Source organism: Vibrio tarriae (assembly GCF_002216685.1).
In the GTDB taxonomy this organism is placed as follows: Bacteria; Pseudomonadota; Gammaproteobacteria; order Enterobacterales; family Vibrionaceae; genus Vibrio; species Vibrio tarriae.
On sequence record NZ_CP022353.1, the window covers coordinates 403,644 to 427,544 of the forward strand.

Below are 23,901 nucleotides of genomic sequence, written 5' to 3' on the forward strand. Positions count from 1 at the left end.
GGTATATTCTTCCTATTGCAATAGGTCTATACCCTTCCTACTTGAAATTGCAGCGGTGTTGGCTACGTTCATTCACCCCAATCACATAGTCTATCTATGCTCATGGGGATGAATTCACTTGCCGCCTACCTGCAACTCCAAGTAGTTTGGGTCTATTATTTGAGTCGCAATCTCGTGAATCCACTCATTACTAAGGATGTTGAATGGACATTCGTCGTGCCAATAGCGCTGATCTCAATGCGCTCAATGCGTTAGAACAACAGCTTTTTGACGGGGATAGAATCTCTCCTCGTCAAATGAAGCGTTTTTTACATTCCGACCATGCGGCGTTATTCGTGGCAGATGCCGGCGACCAGCTGGCGGGATATGCATTGCTTCTATTTCATCAAGGTACACAGCTATCAAGATTGTATTCGATTGCTGTAAAACCTGAATTCAGAGGGCAGAGAATTGCTCAGAGTTTAGTCGAGCAATGCGAGCGTGCTGCTCTTGATCAAGGCTCAACTACATTACGGCTGGAAGTGCGTGAAGACAATACCGCCGCCCTAAAATTATATGAAAAGATGGGCTATAAAACCTTGAAGTTGCTCATCCATTACTATGACGATTTGTGCGATGGGCGCAGAATGCAGAAAAGGTTAACGCCTCAAGAGTCCAAGGTCTTGCTGCCGATGCCTTTGTATGTGCAAACCACGCCATTCACGTGTGGCGCAGCCTGTCTGTTGATGAGTTTTGCCTGCTTGGATAAAAATTTTGAGCCGAGCCGCACGCAAGAGATGCAGTTGTGGCGTGAAGCCACCACGATTTTTATGGCGGCTGGGCATGGTGGCTGCAGTGGGCAAGGTCTGGCGCTGGCCGCCGCAAGACGTGGCTATCATGTTGAGCTATGGAACCAATCTCGATCAACGCCTTTTATTGATAGCGTACGTGACCCCAACAAAAAGCAGATCATTGAGTTAGTTCACCAAGATTTTTGCCAGCAACTTGCTGAGCAAGATGTGAGTATGATTGATGCGCCGCCATCGCAAGCCCAGCTCGAAGAGTGGGTACGGCAAGGTGCCTGTGTGCTGCTGCTCATTAGCACGTACCGTTTTGATGGCAAGAAAGAGCCGCACTGGATTGTGCTCAGTGGTTTGAGTGATAAGTTCTTCTTTTTCCACGATCCGCATGCAGAATCGGAAGAGCATGTGAGCGGTTCGGGTTATATTCCGGTGGGTAAAGCGGCACTGTCGCAAATCATTGGCTTTGGTAAGCAAAAGCAGATCGCTTGTGTGGTGATTACACCTCGCCTATAGAGTTTGAGTGAAACACACATCAAAAAGTCATAATGACTCGATTTTTCGGTGTCATTATGACTTTTCCTTTTTCTAGTCTATTGATTTTAAATATTAATTATCTTGGCTTGGTTTGTGCTCATCACTGGTTCGGTCTGTGATGAAGTCGGCGAAGGAGCCAAAGTGATCAACATTATCGATAAACGTGTCGAAGAGCGTATTCCTGCCGTACTGCGGTTGGGATTTCGTCCTTTCTTCTTACTTGGCAGTGTTTATGCCGTGGTGACGATTGTGGCTTGGGTGTGGATGTTTCAAACCGGACAGCCGCAACGCTTGCAAGTCCCCGCGCTGTGGTGGCATGTGCATGAAATGCTGTTTGGTTTTGCGATGGCGATTGTGGCCGGATTTCTGCTCACGGCGGTGCAAAACTGGACGGGCATTACTGGCACGAAAAGTCACCGTTTAGCTCTCATTGTGGCTTTGTGGCTAATGGTGCGGATTCTGTTTTGGTTGCCTGTGCCGCTGTGGTTAACGTCGAGTATTGAAGCGCTATTTCTTCTGGCGGTGGCCTATGAAGTGGGGTTACGGGTGGTGAAAGCTAAAGGTTGGCGCAACCTATTTTTTATCCCCCTGTTTCTGTTGGCGATTGCCGCTAACTTTGCCAGCTACGCCACCATTAAAGGCATGCCGCCATTCACGAGCAGTGCGGTGTGGCAAGCCATGCTGTGGTGGTTTATGTTGCTGCTTTCAGTGATGGGCGGGCGAGTGATTCCGTTTTTCACCGCAAGACGTTTTCAATTTACGAAAGCGGAGCCGATTTTGGCTTTGGATGTGATCGCTAACGGTAGCTTACTGGCGCTGTTTGTACTTAGTTTCTTCCCATTGACCATGGCACAACTCGGCCAGCCTTTGATGCTGGTAGCTGGCGTCGCGCAATTGATCCGCTTTTTACGTTGGCAACCTTGGCGTACGGTGAGTGAGCCTTTGGTGTGGTCACTGCATGCTGCCTATCTGTGTATCCCGCTGAGTTTGCTGCTGCGTGGTCTAGTGAATAACGCTTGGCTGAGCCACAACTTACTGCATTTATTTGCGATTGGTGCGCTCTCAGGCCTAGTTTTAAGCATGATTGCGCGTGTCACTATGGGGCATACGGGAAGAGCGATTTATCAAGGCCCTAACATGCAATGGGCATTTATCGCTTTGTTGCTTGCTGCACTTGTGCGCAGTTTCGGTGTGGGTTTGCTACCGCAGCAGTTGCTGATTTGGGTGAACCTGAGCGCTGCGCTGTGGGTGATTGCGTTTGCGCTGTTTGTGCTGCGCTTTGGCGCTATGTTGCTGAAACCAAGAGTGGATGGTCATCCCGGTTAAGCGTATTGAAATGAAAGATTTGAGATAAAAAAATGGCTTGGAAATCCAAGCCATTTTTCTTTCATAACGTCTTACTTATCAAGATCAGTTGTTCTTGTGCAGTTCGCTGTTGAGTTCCACGGCCGATTTGTTGGCCAGACACTCAATTTGTCCAGTCAGTGAGTTACGACGGAACAGCAGATCCGAAACGCCAGCCAAATCGCGTGCTTTAACGATATCGACTTGGTTGCCATCTTTATCCAGTGTGCGAACTTTGGTGCCAGCCGTCACGTACAAGCCAGACTCCACAGTACAGCGATCGCCGAGCGGGAAGCCCAAACCAGAGTTTGCACCAAGCAGTGAGTTTTCACCAATCGATACCACCACTTTGCCGCCGCCAGACAGCGTACCCATGATGGATGCGCCGCCGCCGATGTCTGAGCCATTGCCCACCACAACACCCGCAGAGATACGGCCTTCAACCATGCTCACGCCAGTGGTACCCGCGTTGAAGTTGATGAAGCCTTCATGCATGACTGTGGTGCCTTCACCCACATGTGCGCCAAGACGTACGCGAGAAGTGTCCGCGATACGAATACCCGCAGGGACCACGTAATCGACCATTTTCGGGAATTTGTCGACGCAATCAACCGTCAGCACTCGGCCAGCCAGACGCGCTTCTATTTGGCGCTCTGCCAGTTCAGGCAGATCAATGGGGCCTTCATTGGTCCATGCGATGTTGTGCAGCAGACCGAAAATGCCATCCAGTACTGTACCGTGTGGTTTAACCAGACGGTGAGAAATCAGTTGTAGTTTGAGGTAACCTTCAGCCACGCTTTGTGGCTTGTCATCGCTGGCCAGAATCACCAGCACCAGAGGCTGTTTGGCATTGGCAGCTTTATCAGCAAACGCAGCGCTTGCGGATTGTTGATGAGCGGCGAAAACTGCGGCTAATTGCGCGCTTTGTGCCGCGGTAATGTCTAGCGCTTGATTGCCTTCTTGGTAACCGGCGATCGGTGCTAATGCTGCAACCAAAGCGTCGCTAGGAGCCAGAATGGGGGTTGGGAAGAAGGCTTCAATAATTTTTCCATCACGATTTTTGGTCGCGGTTGCTAGACCTAAAGCAAAGTACGCCATGTTTATTCTCCATCATCAAATGTGGGTTGAGCTGTTTGCCCGCTTGTCATACATGGACAAAGCAAAGGCATTGAGTTGAGCATCCACAGCTCAACCGATAGGTGGTTCATCATAAAGAGTGGATGAGCAGGATAAAAGACCGCAGAGGCAATACGTCTGTAGAAGAATGCATTTTGTCTTTTTAAAGTGATCCCCGTCCTACTTGAAGCTGTAGCGGTGTTGGCTACGTTCGTTCACCCCAATCACATAGTTTGTCTATGCTCATGGGGATGAACTCACTTGCCGCCTACCTACAACTCCAAGTAGTTTGGGGATCCCCTTCCTACTTGAAGCTGCAGCGCTGCTGGCTACGTTCGTTTTTCGCATCGTTCCGTATGTGATCCAACCTCAGAAAATAAAAAACCGCTGGTTTCACTCAGCGGTTTTTTGAATTAAGCAGCGTCGTCGACAGACTCATCGTCATCACTGTCTGCAACCGCTTTCGGCTTCTTGCCCGTTGCTGGAGCAGGTTTACGCTTGGCTCCCAGTGCGCACAGTACGTCTTCTTTGTTTTGAGCCAAGAACATCGCCAGCTCTTCTTGCTTGGCTTCATCTTCGATCAGAGCACTTTTACCCAGCAGTTCGAACAGCTCGTCTGCCATATCCAGCATTTTGTCATAAGCGTCAGCTTCGGCTTTCGAGGTAAAAGTCATTTTCTCTTCTCCGTTGCGCTCCACCACGTACTTCACGATAACAGCCATGGTTAATCCTCTAGTTTGTCGCTAAAAATAACTGGCTGTTTATACAGTTTTCACTCACTAAAGTCCAGTCGCGACCACCAAAATGCGCGCTGAGTCATATCCCTTGATTCGCTGATTAATCGAGCTGCAGTAGGGCGCTTTGGCTCGCCCATTGGGGGCAAAATTCAATGAACTGCCGTAGCAGTGAGTTTTGGTATTTCTCTTTATGAACCAGCATCCAGAAGCGACGCTTCATATCGAGAGGGACATTGAGAATCACCACTCGCCCATCTTGTTGAGGCGTTTTCGCGGCTAATCGAGACAAGCAGCCTAGCCCTAAACCGGAAGAGACACTATTGATCAGCGCTTCGGTGGTATTGAGCTCAAAGGCTTCAATCCAGTGCTCGATGCGCGGCGCAATCACACGTAAGAAAAACTCGCGTGAGCCAGAACCCGCCTCACGCAGCACCCAATCACTGTGTTCAAAATCGCTCATGACCAAGCGCTCTTGCTGCGCGAGAGGATGATCGGGCGCACAGATGATACACATCTCATCTTGGCTAAACTGAGTAGAGATGAGCTCGGGATGCAGCGTTTTGCCTTCAATCAGGCCGATATCGAGCTCGTAATCGACCAGCTTTTGGCACACTTGCGCTGAGTTGGAAATAAACAGGCTTTGTGACGGATGCGGATGCAACTGCCGAAAGGCACTGATCAGATAAGGTGCAACTTGATTACCTATGGTGTCACTCGAACCGATGCGCAGTTTGCCAGTAAGCACCTGCTGCTCTGCAAACAGGCGGTCGATATCTTTGGCGCGTTGCAGCAGTTCATCAGCCAGCGGCAGCAGTTTTTGCCCTTCTTGGTTAAGCACCAAGCGGTTATTCACTCGATCAAACAGCGCATGGCCGAGCTGTTTTTCTAACTCTGACAGCGCGACACTGACCGCCGCTTTCGAGAGGCACAGCACTTCTGCGGCGACAGTCAAACTTTTGTGTTGAATGATGGTGGTGAAAACCCGCAATTGTTTGAGCGAAATATGGCTAGCCATGGTGATCGTTTAGTTTTATTGAACATGTGTTAGAAATAATTAGATAGTTGAAAACAAAGTGCAAGCGTAAGATGCGTTTATTAACCGATAACCATCAATAGAGAGACAGTATGATTCGAGCAGCAAAAGCGAAAGTGATGGGAGCGCCGACCCCAATGGCCGGCCTCGCGCTAGGGATTGCGAGCTTGGGATGGAGTTGGGAAAACATGATTGCGGCACACGGTGTCGCGCAGTGGGTGGGTGCAGCAATCGCCAGTGTGCTATTGATTGTGCTGGCCTTTAAATTTCTATGGCACGGCCACTTGTTACGCCAAGATTTGGCGCATCCGGTAGTGGGCAGTGTGGTGCCAACCTTTGCCATGGCAACCATGGTGGTGTCGGCGTCGCTGGGTCACTTTTACCCTGTGGCTGGCGATGCTTTGTGGCTGTTTGCCGTGGGCTTACACATTCTGTTTTTGGTGAGTTTTTTGTATCACCGCGCACAAGCGTTTGAGCTGCACCACATGGTGCCAAGCTGGTTTGTGCCACCTGTCGGCATTATCGTCGCTGACGTTTCTTTCTCGGGCCATCCTGCGTTAGCGCCAATTGCCTACGCGTGTTTAGTGTTTGGCATGCTGGCTTACGCCGTGATGCTGCCTATGATGATCTATCGTTTTATTTTTACACATGAAATTCCAGATGCGGCGAAGCCAACATTGGCGATTATGGCCGCGCCAGCCAGCCTCTCTCTGGCCGGTTATTTGACCGTGGTGTCCGAGCCTTCACCTGTGATTGTGGCGCTGCTGTTTGGCATTGCGGTGCTGATGACCGCCATCATCTACTTGGCGTTCACGCGCTTACTGCGTCTGCCCTTTAGTCCGGGCTACGCGGCATTCACCTTCCCGATGGTGATTGGGGCGACCGCGCTGTTTAAAATGGCGCACTGGATGGAAAATATCGGCGTGGCAGAGCATTACGTGGCACAAGTGCATTGGTTAGCCAGCCTTGAGCTCATCGTAGCCACGGTGGTGGTGAGCTATGTTGCGATTCGTTATCTGGCCTTTTATCAACCACACAAAGTGTTAGTGGGTTCTCGTTAACCAATTGAGATCCTGCCCCGCGCTTTTTTATCCTTCCTGACATGCACTTATGCTACTCTCAGCTCATGATGAGTCGAGCAGCATGAGTGCATTGTGTTTACGGTCTACCACTCCAACCAAGTTGAAACGCTGAAGATCCTGTTGGTTCATTTAATCAAGAATGAACCGTTGGATGATCCCTTTATTCCTGAGAGCATTTTGGTGCAAAGCCCCGGTATGTCGCAGTGGCTTAAAATGGCGCTTGCCAGTGAATTAGGGGTTGCGGCGAACCTTGAGTTTCCTCTACCGGCAACGTTTATCTGGCAGATGTTTACTCAAGTGTTGCCCGATGTGCCGCAGCGCAGTGCATTCAATAAAGAAGCCATGAGCTGGCGTTTGATGGAGCTACTGCCAAAGCTGCTTGACCGTGACGAATTTCAACCGCTGCAACGCTATTTACAAGACGATGAAGATGACTCAAAACGCTTCCAATTAGCGGAAAAAATTGCCGATATTTTCGATGGTTACTTGGTGTATCGCCCCGATTGGATTTTAAGTTGGGAAGCGGGTAACGAAGTGGCGGAAATCGCTGACCAACACCCGTGGCAGCCGATTTTGTGGCGTGAACTCTACGCTTACACTCGTGAGCAAGGGCATTCGATTTATCACCGTGCCAACCTCTATCAGCGTTTTATTGAGCAGTTGGCGAGTGGCAATTTTGATCGCAGCGTATGGCCTAAGCGCTTGTTCATCTTCGGTATTTCTGCGCTGCCGCCCCGTTATATTGATGCGCTGCGCGCGATGGGTGAGCATATCGACGTGCACCTGATGCTGACCAACCCTTGTCAGCACTATTGGGGCGACATTCGTGACCGAAAATATCTGGCACGCGTGGCAGCGCAAAAACGCAAACTGCTGCACATTAACGGTGAGCAAGTCACCGTCGGCAGTGAAGTCTCGCCGCTCAAAGGCGATGTGGAAAGCTATCTGCAAGAGTCGCTGCACCTGAGTCACGCGGTAGGCAATAGCTTACTGGCTTCGATGGGCAAAATGGGGCGCGATAATCTCTATCTTCTGGCACAAAACGATCAGTCCGAATTAGAACTGTTTATTGAGATTCAACGCGACTCGCTGCTGCATCACATCCAAGCGGATATTTTGCATCTGCAAGAGCATCAAGACGATGCCAAGTTTGCCAGCAGCAGCCATAAACCCAGCATTACCGCGCAGGATGATTCCCTGCAGATTGCCCTATGTCACAGCCCAATTCGTGAAGTGGAAGTGCTGCACGACCGACTGCTGGCTGAGTTTGAGCGCGATCCCAGCCTAAAACCGCGCGATGTGATTGTGATGGTGCCGGACATTAACGCCTACGCCCCTTACATTCAGGCGGTGTTTGGCAACGCGCCCGGCGAGCGTTTTATTCCGTTTTCAATTTCCGATCGCAGCGTCGATCAAGAAAGCCCGATCTTAACCGCCTTCTTGCAACTGCTCGCGCTGCCGCAATCGCGTTGTCTGGCGTCAGAACTGCTTGAGCTACTTGAAACCCCGGCGATTATGGCAAGGTTTGCGATTGATGAAGAAGAGTTTGCCACTGCCAAACGTTGGGTCGAAGAAGCCGGCATTCGTTGGGGGCTGAATAGCGACACGGGTACGGAGTTTGAACTGCCCGCCAGTGAACAAAATACGTGGCAGTTTGGCATTGAACGTATGTTACTGGGTTACGCTATGCCGGCTGAAGCGGGGTTGTATGAGCTTGGTGGCGGCCAGTGGCTTGCACCCTATAACCAAGTGCAAGGTATGAGCGCTGAGTTGGCGGGTAAGCTCGCACACTTTGTAGAAACGCTCAGCGAGCTGCGTAGCCAGCTTGCACAAACCCAAAGCATGGAACAGTGGCGTTATTGGCTCAACGAACTGTTGGAGCGCTGTTTTAGTGTCGATTTACAAGGTGAGCTGGCGCTGAAAACCATCCGCGATAGCTTGGTGAACCTAAAACAGCAGTTGGCCGACGCGGGCTACCAACAAGCGATTTCGCCGGCCATCATTCGCCAAGTGCTAACCAATAAACTCTCCGGAACTCGGATTAGCCAACGCTTTTTAGCGGGACAAGTGAACTTCTGTACCCTGATGCCGATGCGTTCGATCCCGTTTCGCCGAGTGTGTCTGCTCGGCATGAATGATGGGGTTTATCCACCCAATGAAATGGTGGAAGGGTTTGACCTGCGCAATGTGCAGCGCCGAGTCGGCGACCGTTCGCGGCGTGAAGAATCGCGCTACCTGTTCCTCGAAGCCTTGTTGTCAGCCAAAGAGCAGCTGTATATCAGCTATGTCGGCCGCTCGATTCAAGATAACAGCGAGCGCGTGCCTTCAGTGCTGGTCAGCGAGCTTTTGGAATATTGCGAGCAGAACTACTGCTTGGCAGGTGATGAACATTTAGAAAGTGATGACTCCGGACGTCGCTTGGTTAAGCACTTAACCACCCAGTATCCTATGGTACCGTTCAGCCCGCAGACGTTTATCGCTGGCAGTTTTGCCCGTGAATGGCTACCTGCCGCGCGCCGCCAAGGGCAGAGTAGCGCTGATTTTCTCACCCCACTGAGTGATTATCTGCTTGAAGTGAGTTGGCCGATGGAGCTGGATCTGGTGGAGCTGCAACGTTTTTGGCGTCTGCCAGTGGAGTATTTCTTCAAACGCCGCTTGAAAGTGAGCTTTGAGCCGCCGCTTGCCGTGCTTGAAGACGATGAGCCGTTTGCTTTGGATGGATTGAGCGCTTATCAGCTGCGTGATGAGTTGGTGGAAAATCTACTGGCTTGCCGCGATGGCGCTGAGCGCGACCAAGTGGTGGCGCAGTTTGCTAAGCAGCAACGAGCGCAAGGCAAGTTGCCGGTGGCGGCGTTTGGCGATCTTGAATTGGCGCAAAGTGCGCAACAAGCTTTAGCGCTGGCGGAAAAAATTGGCTTTTTGTGTCACCAACCACTGGAAGATGAAGAGATTGATCTACGCTTGCAGCCCTTTGACGATGGCCGAGAAGTTTTACTACGTGGTTGGCTCGTGAAGCGTTATCAATCTGGCTTGGTGCGTGCGCGCAGTGGCGCGATTCGCTCGGAAGATTTATTAGCCGCATGGATTGATCATCTCTGCTTGGCGGCGAGCGGCAAAGCCGTCACAACTCATTTGATTGGTTATGATCGCAAAGAAGGAGTGCAGCACCAAATGCTGCCGCCACTTAATGACGCGCAGCAAGCCAAGGCGCTACTGAGTGAACTGGTGGCGCTGTTTTGCCAAGGCATGAACCAACCTTTGGCTTATTTCCCGAAAACGGCGTTGGCTTGCGTTGAGGCGGGATTTTCCCGTGGTAAATGGCAGGAGGATGAAGAGAAGTCCTACAAAAAAATGGCGGACACCTTCAACGATAGCTTTTACATCAAGAGTGAAGGCGGTAATCGCTATATTGCGCGCATTTGGCCGCAGTGGAGTGATGAACTGGCAAAAACGCTGCGCCAATTGGCCATCAAAGTGCTACAAACACCGCGTTTACAAGTGCAAGATGCCGAACAGGCCTAACCATGAATGGATTGGAAATGAGAGAAGCGTGGGAAGTAGGTGGCCGCCAGAAAATCATTATTGGTGTAGGGCGTTCGCTGTACGGCCACAGGTCAGAGGGACCTAAATTCTTGTGTAACAAATGAATTTGTTAACGTGCGCGCAGTGTAAAGCGCCACCTTGGCTTGTGCCGTGAAGTGGATCCCATAAGCCCATACTCAATCACGGTTTTTAGTTTAATGCAGAGAAATATTCGTCTTGTATCACATCTCTGTAGATAGAAGGATTAAGGCTGATGAGTGCCGATTCAAATAAGCTGGCTGTTACGCTCGATACGTTGCGTTTTCCTTTGCATGGAGCGCGACTGATTGAAGCCTCGGCAGGTACCGGAAAAACCTACACCATTGCCGGACTCTATCTGCGTCTGGTGCTTGGGCATGGCTGCGTGGAAACTCGCCACGCGCATCCGCTAAGCGTTGATCAAATTCTGGTGGTGACTTTTACCGAAGCGGCCACCGCCGAGCTGCGTGACCGTATTCGTCGCCGCTTACACGATGCGCGCCTCGCTTTTGCCCGCGGTGCAAGTGACGATCCACTGCTTCGCTCCCTGCTAGCTGAATTTACCGATCACAGCTTAGCCGTCTCTTTGCTACTCAATGCCGAGCGACAGATGGATGAAGCGGCCATTTTCACCATCCACGGTTTTTGCCAACGCATGCTGACGCAAAATGCGTTTGAATCGGGCAGTCGCTTTGAAAATGAATTCGTCACTGATGAAAGTCGTCTCAAAGCCCAAGTGGTGGCCGATTATTGGCGCAGACAGTTCTACCCCTTGCCCATTTCTCTCGCGAACGAAGTACGCCGCTTATGGCCGGCGCCCTCTGCGCTGTTGGCTGAGATTGCCGGTTATCTTTCTGGGCCGCCAGTCAAACTGACTACGCCTTTAATGGAAGGAGATTTGGCCGCGCTGCAACAAGCGCAGATAGCGCGCATTTCCGAGATTAAGCAGCACTGGTTAGCGGAGCGAGAGGAGATTGAGCCCGCCGTAACTGGCTCTGACCTGCACAAAAATAGCCAAAATGCGCTGCTACGTCGTTTGCCGATTCTGGATACTTGGGCGCAAAGTGAAACGCACGATCTGCACGTGCCGTCAGAGTTTGAAGAGTTCACCCAAAGCGGGTTGCTCGCCAAATCAAAGAAAGGCAATCCGCCACAATTAGCGCTGTTTGAACGAATAGAAGCGTTTCTTGCTGAGCCTGTGTCACTCAAAACACCGCTTTTGGTGCATGCGATTCATCACTGTCGTCACTGGTTGGCGAAAGCCAAATCCACCCATCATTGGCTCTCGTTTGATGACTTACTGACTCAACTCAGCGCTGCGCTCGATAATGATGAGCAAGGGCTATTGGGCGAGCGGATCCGCTCGCTGTATCCGGTGGCGATGATCGACGAATTCCAAGATACCGATCCGCTGCAGTACAGCATTTTCAGTCGGCTGTATCTCGATCATCCGCAGTGTGGCTTGTTGATGATCGGCGACCCGAAACAGGCGATTTACGCTTTCCGTGGCGCCGATATTTTCACTTACATCAAAGCGCGCAATCAGGTGAGCGCTCACTACACCTTGGGTACGAACTGGCGCTCCAGCGCGGCTATGGTGGCGGCAGTTAACCAAGTGTTCAGCTCTGCGACTCATCCGTTTATTTACAGTGATGACATTCCCTTTCAGCCCGTGGCGGCAAGCCCTGGTGCTGATAAACGCCATTGGTCACTGGAGGGGCAAGTACAACCAGCCTTGACCTATTGGTGGCCGGAAGATCTCGATAAACCACAAAGCAAAACCGATTACTACGCGCAAATGGCCGAGGCGTGTGCAGCGCAAATTCAGCACATTTTGACTGCTTCGGCCTCTGGCGCGGCAATCTTTCATCGCGGCGAGGCGATTGAAGCGGGCGATCTGGCGGTGCTGGTGCGCACCGGTAATGAAGCGCGCATGGTGCGCGATGCGCTCAGTCAGCAAGGTATCGCCAGTGTTTACCTTTCCAACCGTGACAGCGTGTTTGCCAGCGATGTGGCGCAAGATATTGAACGCTTGCTGCTCGCCGTGTGGCAGCCAGAAGATGAGCGCTTGCTCCGTGCGGCGGTTGCCTCGAATCTGTTTGCGTTAACCGCCAGCGAGCTGGATGCGCTGAATAACGATGAAAACGAATGGGAACAGTTGATTGCCGAATTTCGTCAATATCGCCGCTTGTGGAGCGAGCGCGGCGTATTGCCGATGCTGCGTGCAGTATTAACTCAGCGCCACATTGCCGAGCGTTGGCTGGCGGAAAGTGAAGGTGAGCGCTGGCTCACCGACTATCTGCACATCAGCGAACTCTTGCAGCAGGCCACGCGTGAGATCGATAGCGATCAGGGTTTACTGCGTTTTCTGACTCAGGCGATGGCGGATGCTGCGCAAGGGCTCGGTGGCAGTGATGAGCAGATCCAGCGTCTCGAATCCGAGCGGCGTCTGGTGCAGATTGTCACCATCCACAAATCAAAAGGGCTTGAGTACCCGCTGGTATTTTTACCGTTTGTGATGAGCTATCGCGAGAGCAGTGAAGGCAAATATTACGATACTGAATCGGCCACTACTTGGGTCGATTTAACCGGCAATGAAGACGCGTTAGCCAAAGCCGATCAAGAACGTTTGGCAGAAGATTTACGCTTGCTGTATGTGGCGCTCACTCGCGCAGTGTATGGCTGTTTTATTGGGATTGCGCCGCTGCGCAACGGCAATTCGAGCCAAGAGCCGACCTCGGCGCATCGCAGTGCGATGGGGTTTCTGCTGCAAGATGGTCAAGAAGGTGGTATCGCGGATCTGCAGCAAGCGCTGCTCAAACAGTGTGAAAATTTGCCAGATGTCGCACAATGCCCGCCACCGAAGCGTTTTGAGCAAGCGTATCAGCCACCCCAATTGGACGAGCGAGAGCTGACTGCCCGTGAGTTAAGCCAAACGATTGATCGCCGTTGGCGAGTGACCAGTTACTCAGGCTTGGTGATGCAATCGAGTCATGCTCGCAATGATCCTTTGCAAGAGTTGCCCTTGCTTGAAGTGGGCGGTTTTGATCTTGATAGTGCGCAAGAGCGCGATGGAGCGGCGCTGGAATCTGTCGAGCGCTCGATTTTCAATTTCCCGCGTGGTGCTCGCCCCGGCACTTTCTTGCATTCGCTGTTTGAAGAGGTGGATTTCCAGCAATCGGCACACAGTGAACCCAATACTAAAATCATCCTTGATTTGATGGAAAGTGAGCAGATTGAAAGCGAGTGGCTGCCGGTGTTGCAACACTTGGTTGACACCGTATTGAGTACGCCACTGGATGGTAAAGCGCTGCGCTTACAACAAATTATGGCCGCCCAGCGTCTGACCGAGTTGGAGTTTTTACTGCCAATCGAAGTGTTGGATGCGCCAACCTTAAATCGCATCACCCAGCGCCATGATCCGCTTTCGGCACACGCGGGCGATCTCGGTTTTCATGCGGTGCAAGGCATGCTCAAAGGCTTTATCGATCTGGTGTTTCAATATCAAGGGCGCTATTACGTGCTGGACTGGAAATCCAACCATTTAGGTGACGATCCAGCGGCGTATCATCCACAGCGTTTGGGCAGTGCGATGGCCGATCACCGCTACGATCTGCAATACCAAATTTACGCGTTAGCTCTGCATCGCTTTTTGCGTAGCCGTTTAGCTCATTACGACTACGAGCAGCATTTCGGCGGCGTGTTTTATCTCTTCTTACGCGGGATGGATGGGCGCACCGATCAAGGTGTGTTCCATACCAAGCCAAGTTTGGCCTTGTTAGATGAGTTGGATGGGTTGATCGCAGGGCATGAATTGGCACAAAGAGCGAGTAAAGCTGGGCAGATGGAGCTTGATTTATGATGTTTTGGGATAGCGAAGTAGCGAAACGTCTGCTGGCACAGGGCGCGCTGCGTCCTTTGGATGTGCAGTTTGCCCGCTTTATTGGTAAACAAGCCGCATTGGCAGGGCACAACGCTGCAGAAAGTGAGCTTTTGAGTGTACTGAGCGCGGCGCTCAGTGCAGAACTTGGGCGTGGACACATCTGTCTGCCACTGTGGGATGCACACGGCAATCTCTGCGATCTAGCGGCGCTGATTGGTCTTTATGGTGAAGCGAGTTTGCAGCACAGTGAACGCTGGTTAGCGGTAGACTGGCAAGCCTTACTGCAAGCCTCGCCGTTGGTGGGGCAGCAAGGTGAAGCGGTGCCGTTAATGTTTGATGGCGCAAGGCTCTATCTGCATCGCTACTGGCATTATGAAAAGCAACTGGCGGCGCGATTGACTGAGTTGGCCGCACCCCAACGTTTAAGCCCTGCTGAACTGGCTAACTTGCGTGAACGCCTGAATACCTTATTTGCCCGCGACTATTTAGGTTTGTGGCAAGCACTACAGCAAAAGCCGCTGAGTTCGGTCGAGCGGATTCAACTGCTGAATGATCGATTGGATGTGGTAGAGTCGGACGCGCTGGATTGGCCTGCGATTGAAGCTGTAGTCGAAAAAGCACAGCGCGGCGCGGATTTGCAAGCTTTAGAGCAGCTTATTCCGCTTACTCACTGCTTAAACTGGCAAAAAGTGGCGGCAGCCGTCGCGCTCACCCGCCGTTTTGCGGTGATTTCCGGTGGGCCGGGAACTGGCAAAACCACCACAGTGACCAAGCTTTTGGCGGCACTGATTAGCCAGAGTATGGCGCAAGGTAAAGTGCCAGAAATCAAATTGATCGCCCCAACCGGCAAAGCCGCGGCGCGTTTAACCGAGTCGATGGGTAAAGCGGTGAGTCAGCTGGCGATAGAGCCTGAGATCGCTGCGGCGATCCCAAGCACTTCCAGCACTATTCACCGTTTGCTTGGCGCGATTCCGGGCAGTGCTGAGTTTCGTCATCACGCACGTAATCCACTCCATCTTGATCTGTTGGTGGTCGATGAAGCGTCCATGGTTGACTTACCTTTGATGGTGAAACTGGTCGAAGCGCTGCCCAAGCACGCTCGGTTGATTTTGCTTGGCGATAAAGATCAATTGGCTTCGGTGGAAGCGGGGGCGGTGCTCGGTGATATTTGTACCTTCCTGAACCAAGGTTACGGCAATGAGCAGGGCACGCAGTTGGCTGAACTGACGGGGTTTGCCTCTTTGCGCCAAACTGCCAGTAAAGCGGTGAATCCGGTGGCGGATTGCTTATGTATGCTGCAAAAAAGTTACCGTTTTGATGCGCGATCTGGCATTGGTCAATTGGCGAAAGCGATCAACAGTGGATCTCCGGCGCGCGTTGAAACTGTGTGGCAGCAATCGTTCAGCGATATTGAACACTTTGCGCTCAGTGGTGAGCATTATCAGCAACTGCTGCAAACCTTGGTGCAGGCTTATCGTCCTTATCTGAGCTTGCTCAATCAGCCAACTGAGCAATTTGAGTCGACAAAGCAAACCATGCTCACACTTGCCAAATCAGCACTTGATGCGTTCAGTCGCTGCCGATTGCTTTGTGCGCTGCGTGAAGGCGATTTTGGAGTGATGGGGCTGAACACTCGTATCGAACGGGCGTTGAATGCTCACAAGCTGATTAAAACTCAAGAAGAGATCTGGTATCACGGGCGGCCGATCATGGTCACGCGTAACGATCATGGCTTGGGGTTATACAATGGTGATATTGGTTTGTGTATGCGCGATCGTGAAGATGAGCAGGGCAGACTGAAAGTCTATTTTGAGTTGCCAGATGGCAGCATCAAAGCCGTGTTACCGAGCCGAGTCCCGCAACATGAAACCGCGTATGCGATGACGATTCACAAATCACAAGGCAGTGAATTTGATTTGACCTTGCTGATTTTACCGCCGGACTACAGCCCGATTTTGACGCGTGAGCTTGTGTATACCGGCATTACTCGAGCAAAAAAACAGCTCAAATTGTATTGCGATAATCAGGTATTGCAGCGGGCAATTAAAGTGAAAACCCAACGGGCGAGTGGCTTAGTGGCAAGGTTGGAGCAGTAAATGCTCCGCCAATCCATGGCGGTACGGCATTAGGCATTCGCGAACGCTTTGGTAAAGGTAATGCTGCGGATCCGGTAACGTTCACACGATTGAAGTAGGTACGTTTTTAGATTATCACTGACGGGAAATACGCAGTGCACATCAAGCCCGGAGAGGAACTCAGCGTCAGCCATATCCCAGAAGCTTTGTAGAGAGTTACAAATAACGGTTTTCATATACGATTTGCTCTTAGATACTGAATGTAGTCGTAAAAGCAATCCATGCGTGAATTGAGAAAGGTCTCAAGCGTCAAATCCTGACAAAATTATTGAACAACATTTAATCAAACTCGTGCATTTTACCGATCTATATCACAAAATAAAAGCGAAAAACGAACAAAAAAGATGCAACAAAGTGCATTTAATTTTCATATGTTTTCATATGCGTTTTAAGCTGTTGAATTTACAGCGGCAGCATCAAAATTTTCGAACGGCGTTGGTAGTTATATAAGCTCTTTTTCGCCATCGGTAGCGCTTCCACATCGACCTCATTAAAACCTTGTTCACGGAACCAGTGCGTACTGTGAGTGGTTAGCACAAACAAGTGGCGAATCCCCATCTGTTTTGCATGATGCTTGGTGTGAACCAATAAATGCAATCCGCGATGTCCATCACGATATTCAGGATGAATCGCGACACAAGCCATTTCTGCCATGCGTTCTTCTGGATAAGGGTAGAGTGCAGAGCAGCCAATCACTAAGCCATCTTTGTCGATGATAGTGAATTTGTGGATCTCTTGTTCCAGTTGCTCACGAGAGCGGCGCACCAGAATGCCTTGTTCTTCTAGTGGGCGAATCAAATCAAAAATACCACCGATATCATCAATCGTGGCTTGGCGGATCTGCTCGGCACTTGCCATCACAATTTGAGTACCGATACCATCAAATGAAAATAGCTCTTGGATTAATGCACCATCTTCTTTGTAGCTGACTAAGTGACTGCGCGGCACACCGGCGCGGCATGCTTTTAAAGCGGCACGCAAAAAACGCATGGTGCTAAAGCACTCTTCATCATCTGGCGCACACTCTTGCTCCATGCTTTTAACGAGGCGTTCAACATCGCTCGGGAAGAGTTCGGCAATCGCGTTGCCTTTGGCATCGATGATCCCTTGCTGCGGGCAAAAACCGATCAGCTTGTCGGCTTTAAGTTTTATCGCCACTTGGGTCGCTACTTCTTCGGAAAGCAGATTGAAACACTCGCCCGTGACGGAGCTAGCAATCGGGCCAAGCAACACAATCGAGCCTAAATCCAGCATGCGGTTGACGCCTTCCACATCAATCCGGCGAATACGTCCACTGTGGCAGTAATCGACACCTTCATCTATACCTAGTGGTTGAGAGATGATGAAATTGCCGCTCACAACGTTGAGCTGAGTTCCCGCCATCGGGGTATTGTTGAGGCTCATCGAAAGACGTGCGGTGATTGCGTGCTGCAGTTGCCCTGCCGCTTGCATCACTAAGCCCAGTGAGGATTCATCAGTGATCCGTACACCTTTGTGATATGGCGTATCTCGATGATTTTTCTCAAGGATTTGATTGATTTGCGGACGTGCACCGTGCACGAGTACTACTTTAACGCCAAGGCTGTGCAGCAACGCGATGTCGCTAATGATGTTGGGAAAATTTTTATCAGCAATGGCTTCCCCACCGAGCATGACAACCATGGTTTTTCCACGGTGGGCATTAACATAGGGCGCTGACTGGCGAAATCCTTTGACGAGAGCGGTACTGCGAATTTTCACGGCTGAACATCCTTGGTGTTTAAATATGCGCAAATAATGACTTTTTATTCTTTTTTGAGCAAGCGGTTTTTTATATGACCGGAAGAATCTTTGGTTTATTGCAGATCCTATGGGTCAAAATAAATGGGATGCAAAACAGAAGGATGACAAAAGTATGAACAGTAAGGTTGAACGCTGCATCAATCCGTATGAGCAGTGCAGTTAATAGTGCAAAGCCTCGCCCCAAGAGGTTTGGATAAAGCGAGATAAGCGGTATGGCAAAAACGGAAAGCAAAAGTAAAGCCTTGAGTAAAGAGCGTTTGCTGTTATTGATCGCGATTTTAGGCTCGTCCTACGTTTTTATGCTGTACAGCAACCTCTTTGGCCGTCTGCAAGAGCAGTGGTTTCCCAAATCTGAGCTGTATGGGATATGGATTGAGCAGAATGTAGCCCCTTATGCGGCACAAAAAATCACCATTGGCTCTCAAGGTATTGTGCTGAATGGGCGTTTGGTCACTACCCATTTTAACTACGATGGCGCTCGACTCGAATTTACGGTGAATGGTCAGCCGTATCAGTTTGAGATCATGCTGGAGAAAAAGCAGATGAAACAGCGTTCGTCCGCTAACTATCAGCCGGTTTATCAATTGTCAGAAAAAGTAAAAAATAATCGCTATTAATCAAACGCCAATTGCACAGTTTCACTGACTTTGTCATGCTCTTGGCAAACTCAAACCATGGATCTCTTTTGTGAGTAAACGTCTTCTTTCTCTCGCCAGTTTGGCACTGCTGTTTGGTTGTGCTCAGCAACCTAACGATCGTGCTCAGCAATACCAACAACAAACTTTTCCACACATTTTGAATCGTGCCGATGTGGTTGAATCCAATAAGCCGCGTGACTATACCGAATTCAGCAAACAGAGTGAGTTGGTCGTGCAAGGCTCAGCCTCCATGGCCAAGATCTATCGACCGCTGTATGAACAATTGAATGAGTGGGTTCTGCAAAGCGGAGATCCTGCCACTTTAGCGCAATTTGGTATTCAAGCAGCGCAGTTAGGTGGAGGGGATAAACAAGGTAACGTATTGTTTACTGGCTATTTTTCCCCTGTGATTGAGCTGCGTCATCAACCCGACAGCGTGTTTAAATATCCGGTTTACGGCTTGCCGAAATGCAACAAAAACTGCCCCACTCGAGCGGAGATTTACCAAGGTGCGCTGGAAGGTCAAGGCTTAGAATTGGGCTATGCGGAGAACTTGATCGATCCTTTCATCATGGAAGTGCAGGGTAGTGGCTTTGTTCACTTTGGGGATGATGATACTTTGGAATACTTTGCTTACGCCGGTAAAAACAACAAAGCGTATGTCAGCGTAGGTAAGGTACTGATTGAGCGTGGGTTGGTTGAACGTGAAAAAATGTCGCTCAAAGCGATCAAAGATTGGGTACTCGCTAATGATGAAGAAACAGTGCGTGAACTGCTAGAACAAAACCCTTCTTTTGTGTTCTTTAAACCACGAGCAGCAGCGCCAGTTACTGGCAGTGCTGGCATTGAGTTACTGCCGATGGCATCGGTTGCGGGGGACCGTTCAATTTTGCCTATGGGAACGCCAATTCTAGCTGAAGTCCCTCTGCTGAATGCCGATGGCACTTGGTCTGGCGCACATCAACTGCGTTTGTTGATTGTGCTTGATACAGGCGGTGCCGTGAAACAAAACCATCTCGACTTGTACCACGGCATGGGACCTCGTGCAGGGTTAGAAGCGGGACACTATAAGCACTTTGGCCGTGTGTGGAAACTCGGGTTAGAAAACTCGCCTACCCAAGCACCATGGGCATTGCCGCCGGAAAAACAGCAATAGTTTTTCCTGATATTGTGCCGGTAGCAAACTGGACATTTTTGTGAAGAGTGCGTATAAATCGCACTCTTTATTTTTCAGCTAGAGTGGAAATGTGGTTATGCGTGAACTCGATACTCCTGCCTCCGACAGTTACAACCAACGTTTTGGTGGTACGCGCCGTTTGTATGGTTATAACGAAGTCGACATTTTACGTGCCGCGCACGTGTGTGTGATTGGGATTGGTGGTGTCGGTTCATGGGCGGTTGAAGCTCTGGCGCGAACGGGTATTGGTGAGTTGACGTTGATTGATATGGATGATGTGTGTGTCACTAACATCAACCGTCAAATCCATGCCATGACTGGGACGATTGGCAAAAGCAAAATCGACGTGATGGCCGAGCGCGTTAAGCTCATCAATCCAGAGTGCAAAGTCAATTTGGTGGATGATTTCATCACGCCGGATAATCAACATCTTTATCTCAATAAATCCTTTGATTATGTGTTGGATGCGATTGACAGCTTGAAAGCCAAAGCTTCTCTACTGGCTTACTGCCGCAGCAACAAAATCAAAGTGATTACGGTCGGAGGTGCGGGCGGACAAACCGATCCAACGCAAATCACCGTGGCCGATTTGACCAAGACAATTCAAGATCCACTGGCGAAAAAGCTCAAAGATCGCCTGCGTCAGCACCACAACTTTCCAACCAACCCAGCGCGTAAATTTGGAATTGATTGTGTGTTCTCGACCGAGCAACTCAAATATCCTCAAGCCGATGGCTCAGTATGTGCCACCAAATCAACCGCAGAAGGTCCAAAACGTATGGATTGCGCCAGCGGATTTGGCGCGGCGACGGTAGTGACGGCGACGTTTGGTTTTGTCGCGGTAGCACGCATCGTCGATAAATTGATTCAAAAGCATAAAGTGAAGGCGTGAGGGCATGATGAGTCCATTTCCCGCTCATCCCTTTGGTGATGACATTAATGCACAAACTGTCTTAGAAACCATGCAAACACTGCACGGTTGGGAAGATCGTTATCGCCAGATCATTCAATGGGGCAAACTGCTGCCTGTGATGCCAGAAGCACTGAAAAGTGAGCAAGTTCTTGTCTCTGGCTGTGAAAGTGAAGTGTGGCTAGTGGCCGAGCAGCAAGGTGAGCAGTGGTTTTTCTGCGCCGATTCCGATGCGCGGATTGTGCGCGGTTTGATTGCGATTGTGTTGGCGGCACTGAATGGCAGAACGTCTGCAGAAATTAGCGCGTTTTCGATGGATGACTACTTTGCCGAGCTTGGCTTGCTGGCGCATTTAAGCCCATCACGCGGTAATGGCTTGCAAGCGATTGTGGCGACGATTCAGGCTAAGGCCAAGAACTAACCACCTACATTTCCAATGAAAAGAGCCTCATCGTGATGAGGCTCTTTTACTATTGATGCACAGGTTTACAGCAGAACCACCGCTTTATGGATGGCGGCGATCAAGCGTTCCACCTCTTCTGCGCTGTTGTACACTCCGAAAGAAATTCGCACCGTCCCTTTTACGCCAAACGCATCCATCAAAGGATGAGCACAGTGATGCCCCGCACGAACGGCAATTCCTTGTTGATCGAGTAAGGTGGCGAGGTCTTGATGATGCACGCCATCCATCACTAAGCTCAGCACACTCGCGTTAGGCTGATAACCGAGCACGCGAATATCATCGATTTGCGAAATGGCTTGGTAAGCTTGCTGTTGCAGTTGATGCAAGTGCGCTTCCACGGCGGCTCGATCAAGACTTTGATACCAGTGAATCGCGGTGGCCAGAGCAAGGGCACCTGCCACATTCGGCGTGCCTGCTTCAAATTTTCCGGGCAAGCCGGTAAAGGTCGTACCATCAAACGAGACCTTTTCAACCATCTTGCCGCCGCCATGCCAAGGTGGCATCGCTTCTAAAAGCGCCGTTTTGCCGTACAGCACACCAATGCCCGCTGGCGCATACAGCTTATGGCCGGAGAATACATAGAAATCCGCATCCAGCGCTTGAACATCCACGGTTTCATGGACTATACCTTGAGCACCATCGATCACCACCATCGCGCCTTGTTGATGTGCGGCTTGGATGACCTCTTCAATTGGCTGGCGAGTTCCCGTGACATTGGTGATATGGGCGAGGGCAACGATTTTGCAGCGTGGTGACAGCAATTTCCGAAAGGCAGCAAGGCCAAATTCACCCGTTGTTGTCATCGGGATTTTGACCACTTTCGCGCCCGTTTGCTCAGCGACCATTTGCCACGGCACGATATTGGCGTGGTGTTCAGTTTCACTGACCAGAATCTCATCGCCGGCTTGTAATGTGCTGCGGGCATAACTTTGCGAAATGAGGTTGAGTGCTTCGGTAGCACCGCGCGTCCAGATAATATTTTTGCTGCTTGGCGCACCAATAAATTGTGCGACTTGTTCACGCGCGCCTTCAAATTGGCTGGTGGCTTGCGCCGTCAAACTGTGGCTACCGCGATGTACATTGGCATTGTGCTGGCTGTAGTAGTGGCTGATGGCATCAATCACACATTGCGGTTTTTGTGTAGTGGCCGCACTGTCGAGATAGACCAGCGGGTTACCGTTGACGATTTGTTGCAGCGCCGGAAACTGCGCGCGGATTGCATCAAGATTGAGCATCAATAAAACCTGAAAGTTCGGTCAGTTGTTGAGGATGAAGAACCATGGGGGCGGCAACGTGTTGCGCCAATTCCACGCCTGCGAGCAGTGCAATCATGGCGAGCGCAAACTCCAGCGCGGTGCCTGGCCCTTGGCTGGTGAGTAAATGTTGCGTGGCATAATAACAGACGCGCTGACGACTCAGGCGCTCTGAAGGAATATGGTCAAAAAAGTTGGGGTGACAAGTCATGCGTGCGCCGACAAATTTCTGCTGTTTGGCGAAAACCAGTGCAGGTGTCGCGCAAATCGCGGCAACCAGTTTGCCTTGTTGTGAGAACGCATCAATCAGTGCAAGTAGCGGTGTACTATCGGCAAACGCTTGCGCTCCGCCCACACCTCCGGGCAGTGCCAGTGCATCAAACGCTTCTGCCGAGCACGTTTCAAGCGTCTGCTCTGCAGTCAACCAAACACCCCGTGAGCCTTGCACTTGTAACTTGTCACCGACCGCTGCCATAGTGACCTGAAATCCTGCTCGCACCAAAGTATCGACGATGATGACAGTTTCCATCTCCTCGCTGCCATGGGCGACGGGGACGAGAATTCGTTTACTCATGCCTTGCTCCAACTCTGCTCTAAGGTTTTGATTTGTTGATATAACTTGCTGTTTACCGGAGTTGCAATGCCATGCTGTTCGCCTTTGCGTACTACGTAGCCGGTAATAAAGTCTATCTCGGTTGGACGTCGGTGGAAAACATCTTGATGCATGGAAGATCGATTGGCTGCCGTTGAATGGATCACTTGATAAATCAACTCATGCAATACAGCTCTATCACTGTGCACGTTTTCAGCCTGCATTACTGCCACCACCTCATCTAAAATGGCAGTGATGATCGGCGTAAATTCAGGTGCAGCTAATGCACCGTTGGCGCATTGATGAATCGCGGTTAGCGGATTTATCGCACAATTCACCGCGAGTTTGCGCCACAAAGCCTGTTGGATCTCTGGATTCCATGTCGCTGGTGAGAGGGCGTGCTGAAAAACTTCAGCGATAAAATCGCAGCGTGCTCCGAGAGGATTGTAAGGGCCGATCTGGGTTTGCCCTAAGCCAGTATGACGAACTTGGCTAAGCGTCATTTTGAGTGCACCGTGGGTTGTGGTGGCAAGCACAACCGGGAAGTTGGCCACAGATTCGTGGATGGCTTCGACTGCGCCCATGCCATTGTGCATAAACAGCAAAATGGTTTCTCGATTCAGATGGGGGAGCAAAGGCTGTAATGCCGTTTCGACTTGCCAAGCCTTGACGGTGATCAGCAGTAAATCGGCATGGATGAGCGTGTCTAAATTTTGATTACAAAATGAGATGGGCTCTTCTTCATCGAGCTGTAGCGTTATGGTCGGCTGAGCTTGACGGCTCCATACCGCGACTTGATGACCTGCACTATGTAAGTGCAGCGCCCACAAAGAGCCGACAGCTCCTGGGCCAAGTACCACAATATTCATCTCTGTCCCC

Annotated in this window: 18 protein-coding genes; 10 read left to right on the forward strand and 8 right to left on the reverse strand. The window is 50.7% G+C overall.

The window, feature by feature from the left end:
• Window positions 1–203: 203 nt before the first annotated feature.
• Window positions 204–1,295 (forward strand): GNAT family N-acetyltransferase/peptidase C39 family protein, encoded by a 1,092-nt coding sequence (locus CEQ48_RS07355; RefSeq protein ID WP_089070787.1) that lies wholly within the window; start codon window positions 204–206, stop codon window positions 1,293–1,295.
• 162 nt (window positions 1,296–1,457) lie between these two features.
• Window positions 1,458–2,642, forward strand: a complete 1,185-nt coding sequence (locus tag CEQ48_RS07360; protein WP_198301290.1) for an NnrS family protein — start codon at window positions 1,458–1,460, stop codon at window positions 2,640–2,642.
• 84 nt (window positions 2,643–2,726) lie between these two features.
• Here the strand turns inward: CEQ48_RS07360 and dapD are convergent, their stop codons facing one another.
• The 3 genes from dapD to CEQ48_RS07380 all read right to left on the reverse strand — a co-directional run bounded on the left by dapD (window position 2,727) and on the right by CEQ48_RS07380 (window position 5,528).
• Window positions 2,727–3,758, reverse strand: coding sequence for a 2,3,4,5-tetrahydropyridine-2,6-dicarboxylate N-succinyltransferase (gene dapD, locus CEQ48_RS07365; protein ID WP_089070789.1), 1,032 nt, complete (start codon window positions 3,756–3,758; stop codon window positions 2,727–2,729).
• A gap of 431 nt (window positions 3,759–4,189) precedes the next feature.
• A complete protein-coding gene (locus CEQ48_RS07375; RefSeq protein ID WP_000268537.1) occupies window positions 4,190–4,498 on the reverse strand; it encodes a YebG family protein in 309 nt (102 codons plus the stop codon).
• A gap of 115 nt (window positions 4,499–4,613) precedes the next feature.
• Complete coding sequence (locus CEQ48_RS07380; protein WP_089070790.1) at window positions 4,614–5,528, reverse strand: LysR substrate-binding domain-containing protein; 915 nt, start codon at window positions 5,526–5,528, stop codon at window positions 4,614–4,616.
• A 110-nt stretch (window positions 5,529–5,638) separates the two neighbouring features.
• Here CEQ48_RS07380 and CEQ48_RS07385 point away from each other — a divergent pair, with 110 nt between their 5' ends.
• From CEQ48_RS07385 to recD, 4 genes are all read left to right on the forward strand, one after another.
• Window positions 5,639–6,607 (forward strand): TDT family transporter, encoded by a 969-nt coding sequence (locus tag CEQ48_RS07385; RefSeq protein ID WP_000617198.1) that lies wholly within the window; start codon window positions 5,639–5,641, stop codon window positions 6,605–6,607.
• A 93-nt stretch (window positions 6,608–6,700) separates the two neighbouring features.
• Window positions 6,701–10,150 (forward strand): exodeoxyribonuclease V subunit gamma, encoded by a 3,450-nt coding sequence (gene recC / locus CEQ48_RS07390; protein ID WP_089070791.1) that lies wholly within the window; start codon window positions 6,701–6,703, stop codon window positions 10,148–10,150.
• 274 nt (window positions 10,151–10,424) lie between these two features.
• The gene (gene recB / locus CEQ48_RS07395) at window positions 10,425–14,051 is read left to right on the forward strand and encodes an exodeoxyribonuclease V subunit beta (protein WP_089070792.1); all 3,627 of its coding nucleotides are present in this window, start codon (window positions 10,425–10,427) and stop codon (window positions 14,049–14,051) included.
• A complete protein-coding gene (gene recD / locus CEQ48_RS07400) occupies window positions 14,048–16,168 on the forward strand; it encodes an exodeoxyribonuclease V subunit alpha (RefSeq protein WP_089070793.1) in 2,121 nt (706 codons plus the stop codon). The genes recB and recD overlap by 4 nt, the downstream gene beginning before the upstream one ends.
• A 29-nt stretch (window positions 16,169–16,197) precedes the next feature.
• Here the strand turns inward: recD and CEQ48_RS07405 are convergent, their stop codons facing one another.
• Both CEQ48_RS07405 and argA read right to left on the reverse strand, forming a co-directional pair.
• Window positions 16,198–16,383 (reverse strand): hypothetical protein, encoded by a 186-nt coding sequence (locus tag CEQ48_RS07405; RefSeq protein ID WP_089070794.1) that lies wholly within the window; start codon window positions 16,381–16,383, stop codon window positions 16,198–16,200.
• A gap of 226 nt (window positions 16,384–16,609) precedes the next feature.
• The gene (gene argA, locus CEQ48_RS07415) at window positions 16,610–17,947 is read right to left on the reverse strand and encodes an amino-acid N-acetyltransferase (protein WP_198301229.1); all 1,338 of its coding nucleotides are present in this window, start codon (window positions 17,945–17,947) and stop codon (window positions 16,610–16,612) included.
• Window positions 17,948–18,201: 254 nt separating this feature from the next.
• Between argA and CEQ48_RS07420 the strand changes: the two genes are divergently transcribed.
• From CEQ48_RS07420 to csdE, 4 genes are all read left to right on the forward strand, one after another.
• Window positions 18,202–18,606 (forward strand): DUF2850 domain-containing protein, encoded by a 405-nt coding sequence (locus tag CEQ48_RS07420; RefSeq protein ID WP_089070797.1) that lies wholly within the window; start codon window positions 18,202–18,204, stop codon window positions 18,604–18,606.
• A gap of 70 nt (window positions 18,607–18,676) precedes the next feature.
• Window positions 18,677–19,783 carry a murein transglycosylase A gene (gene mltA / locus CEQ48_RS07425; protein WP_089070798.1) on the forward strand — a complete coding sequence of 369 codons (1,107 nt, stop codon included), beginning with the start codon at window positions 18,677–18,679 and terminating at the stop codon, window positions 19,781–19,783.
• A 97-nt stretch (window positions 19,784–19,880) separates the two neighbouring features.
• Window positions 19,881–20,696: a tRNA cyclic N6-threonylcarbamoyladenosine(37) synthase TcdA gene (tcdA, locus tag CEQ48_RS07430; protein WP_089070799.1), complete on the forward strand. Its 816-nt coding sequence runs from the start codon at window positions 19,881–19,883 to the stop codon at window positions 20,694–20,696.
• A 7-nt stretch (window positions 20,697–20,703) separates the two neighbouring features.
• Entirely contained in the window at window positions 20,704–21,135 is a 432-nt protein-coding gene (csdE, locus tag CEQ48_RS07435; RefSeq protein ID WP_167517945.1) for a cysteine desulfurase sulfur acceptor subunit CsdE, read from the forward strand.
• A gap of 65 nt (window positions 21,136–21,200) precedes the next feature.
• Here the strand turns inward: csdE and csdA are convergent, their stop codons facing one another.
• From csdA to panE, 3 genes are read right to left on the reverse strand one after another with little or no spacing between them, the layout of a single operon-like run.
• Entirely contained in the window at window positions 21,201–22,412 is a 1,212-nt protein-coding gene (csdA, locus tag CEQ48_RS07440) for a cysteine desulfurase CsdA (RefSeq protein ID WP_089070801.1), read from the reverse strand.
• Window positions 22,399–23,004 carry a DJ-1 family glyoxalase III gene (locus CEQ48_RS07445; RefSeq protein ID WP_181712567.1) on the reverse strand — a complete coding sequence of 202 codons (606 nt, stop codon included), beginning with the start codon at window positions 23,002–23,004 and terminating at the stop codon, window positions 22,399–22,401. The genes csdA and CEQ48_RS07445 overlap by 14 nt, the downstream gene beginning before the upstream one ends.
• Window positions 23,001–23,891, reverse strand: a complete 891-nt coding sequence (panE, locus tag CEQ48_RS07450; RefSeq protein WP_089070803.1) for a 2-dehydropantoate 2-reductase — start codon at window positions 23,889–23,891, stop codon at window positions 23,001–23,003. Before panE ends, CEQ48_RS07445 begins: the two co-directional genes overlap by 4 nt.
• Between the last annotated feature and the right edge of the window lie 10 nt (window positions 23,892–23,901).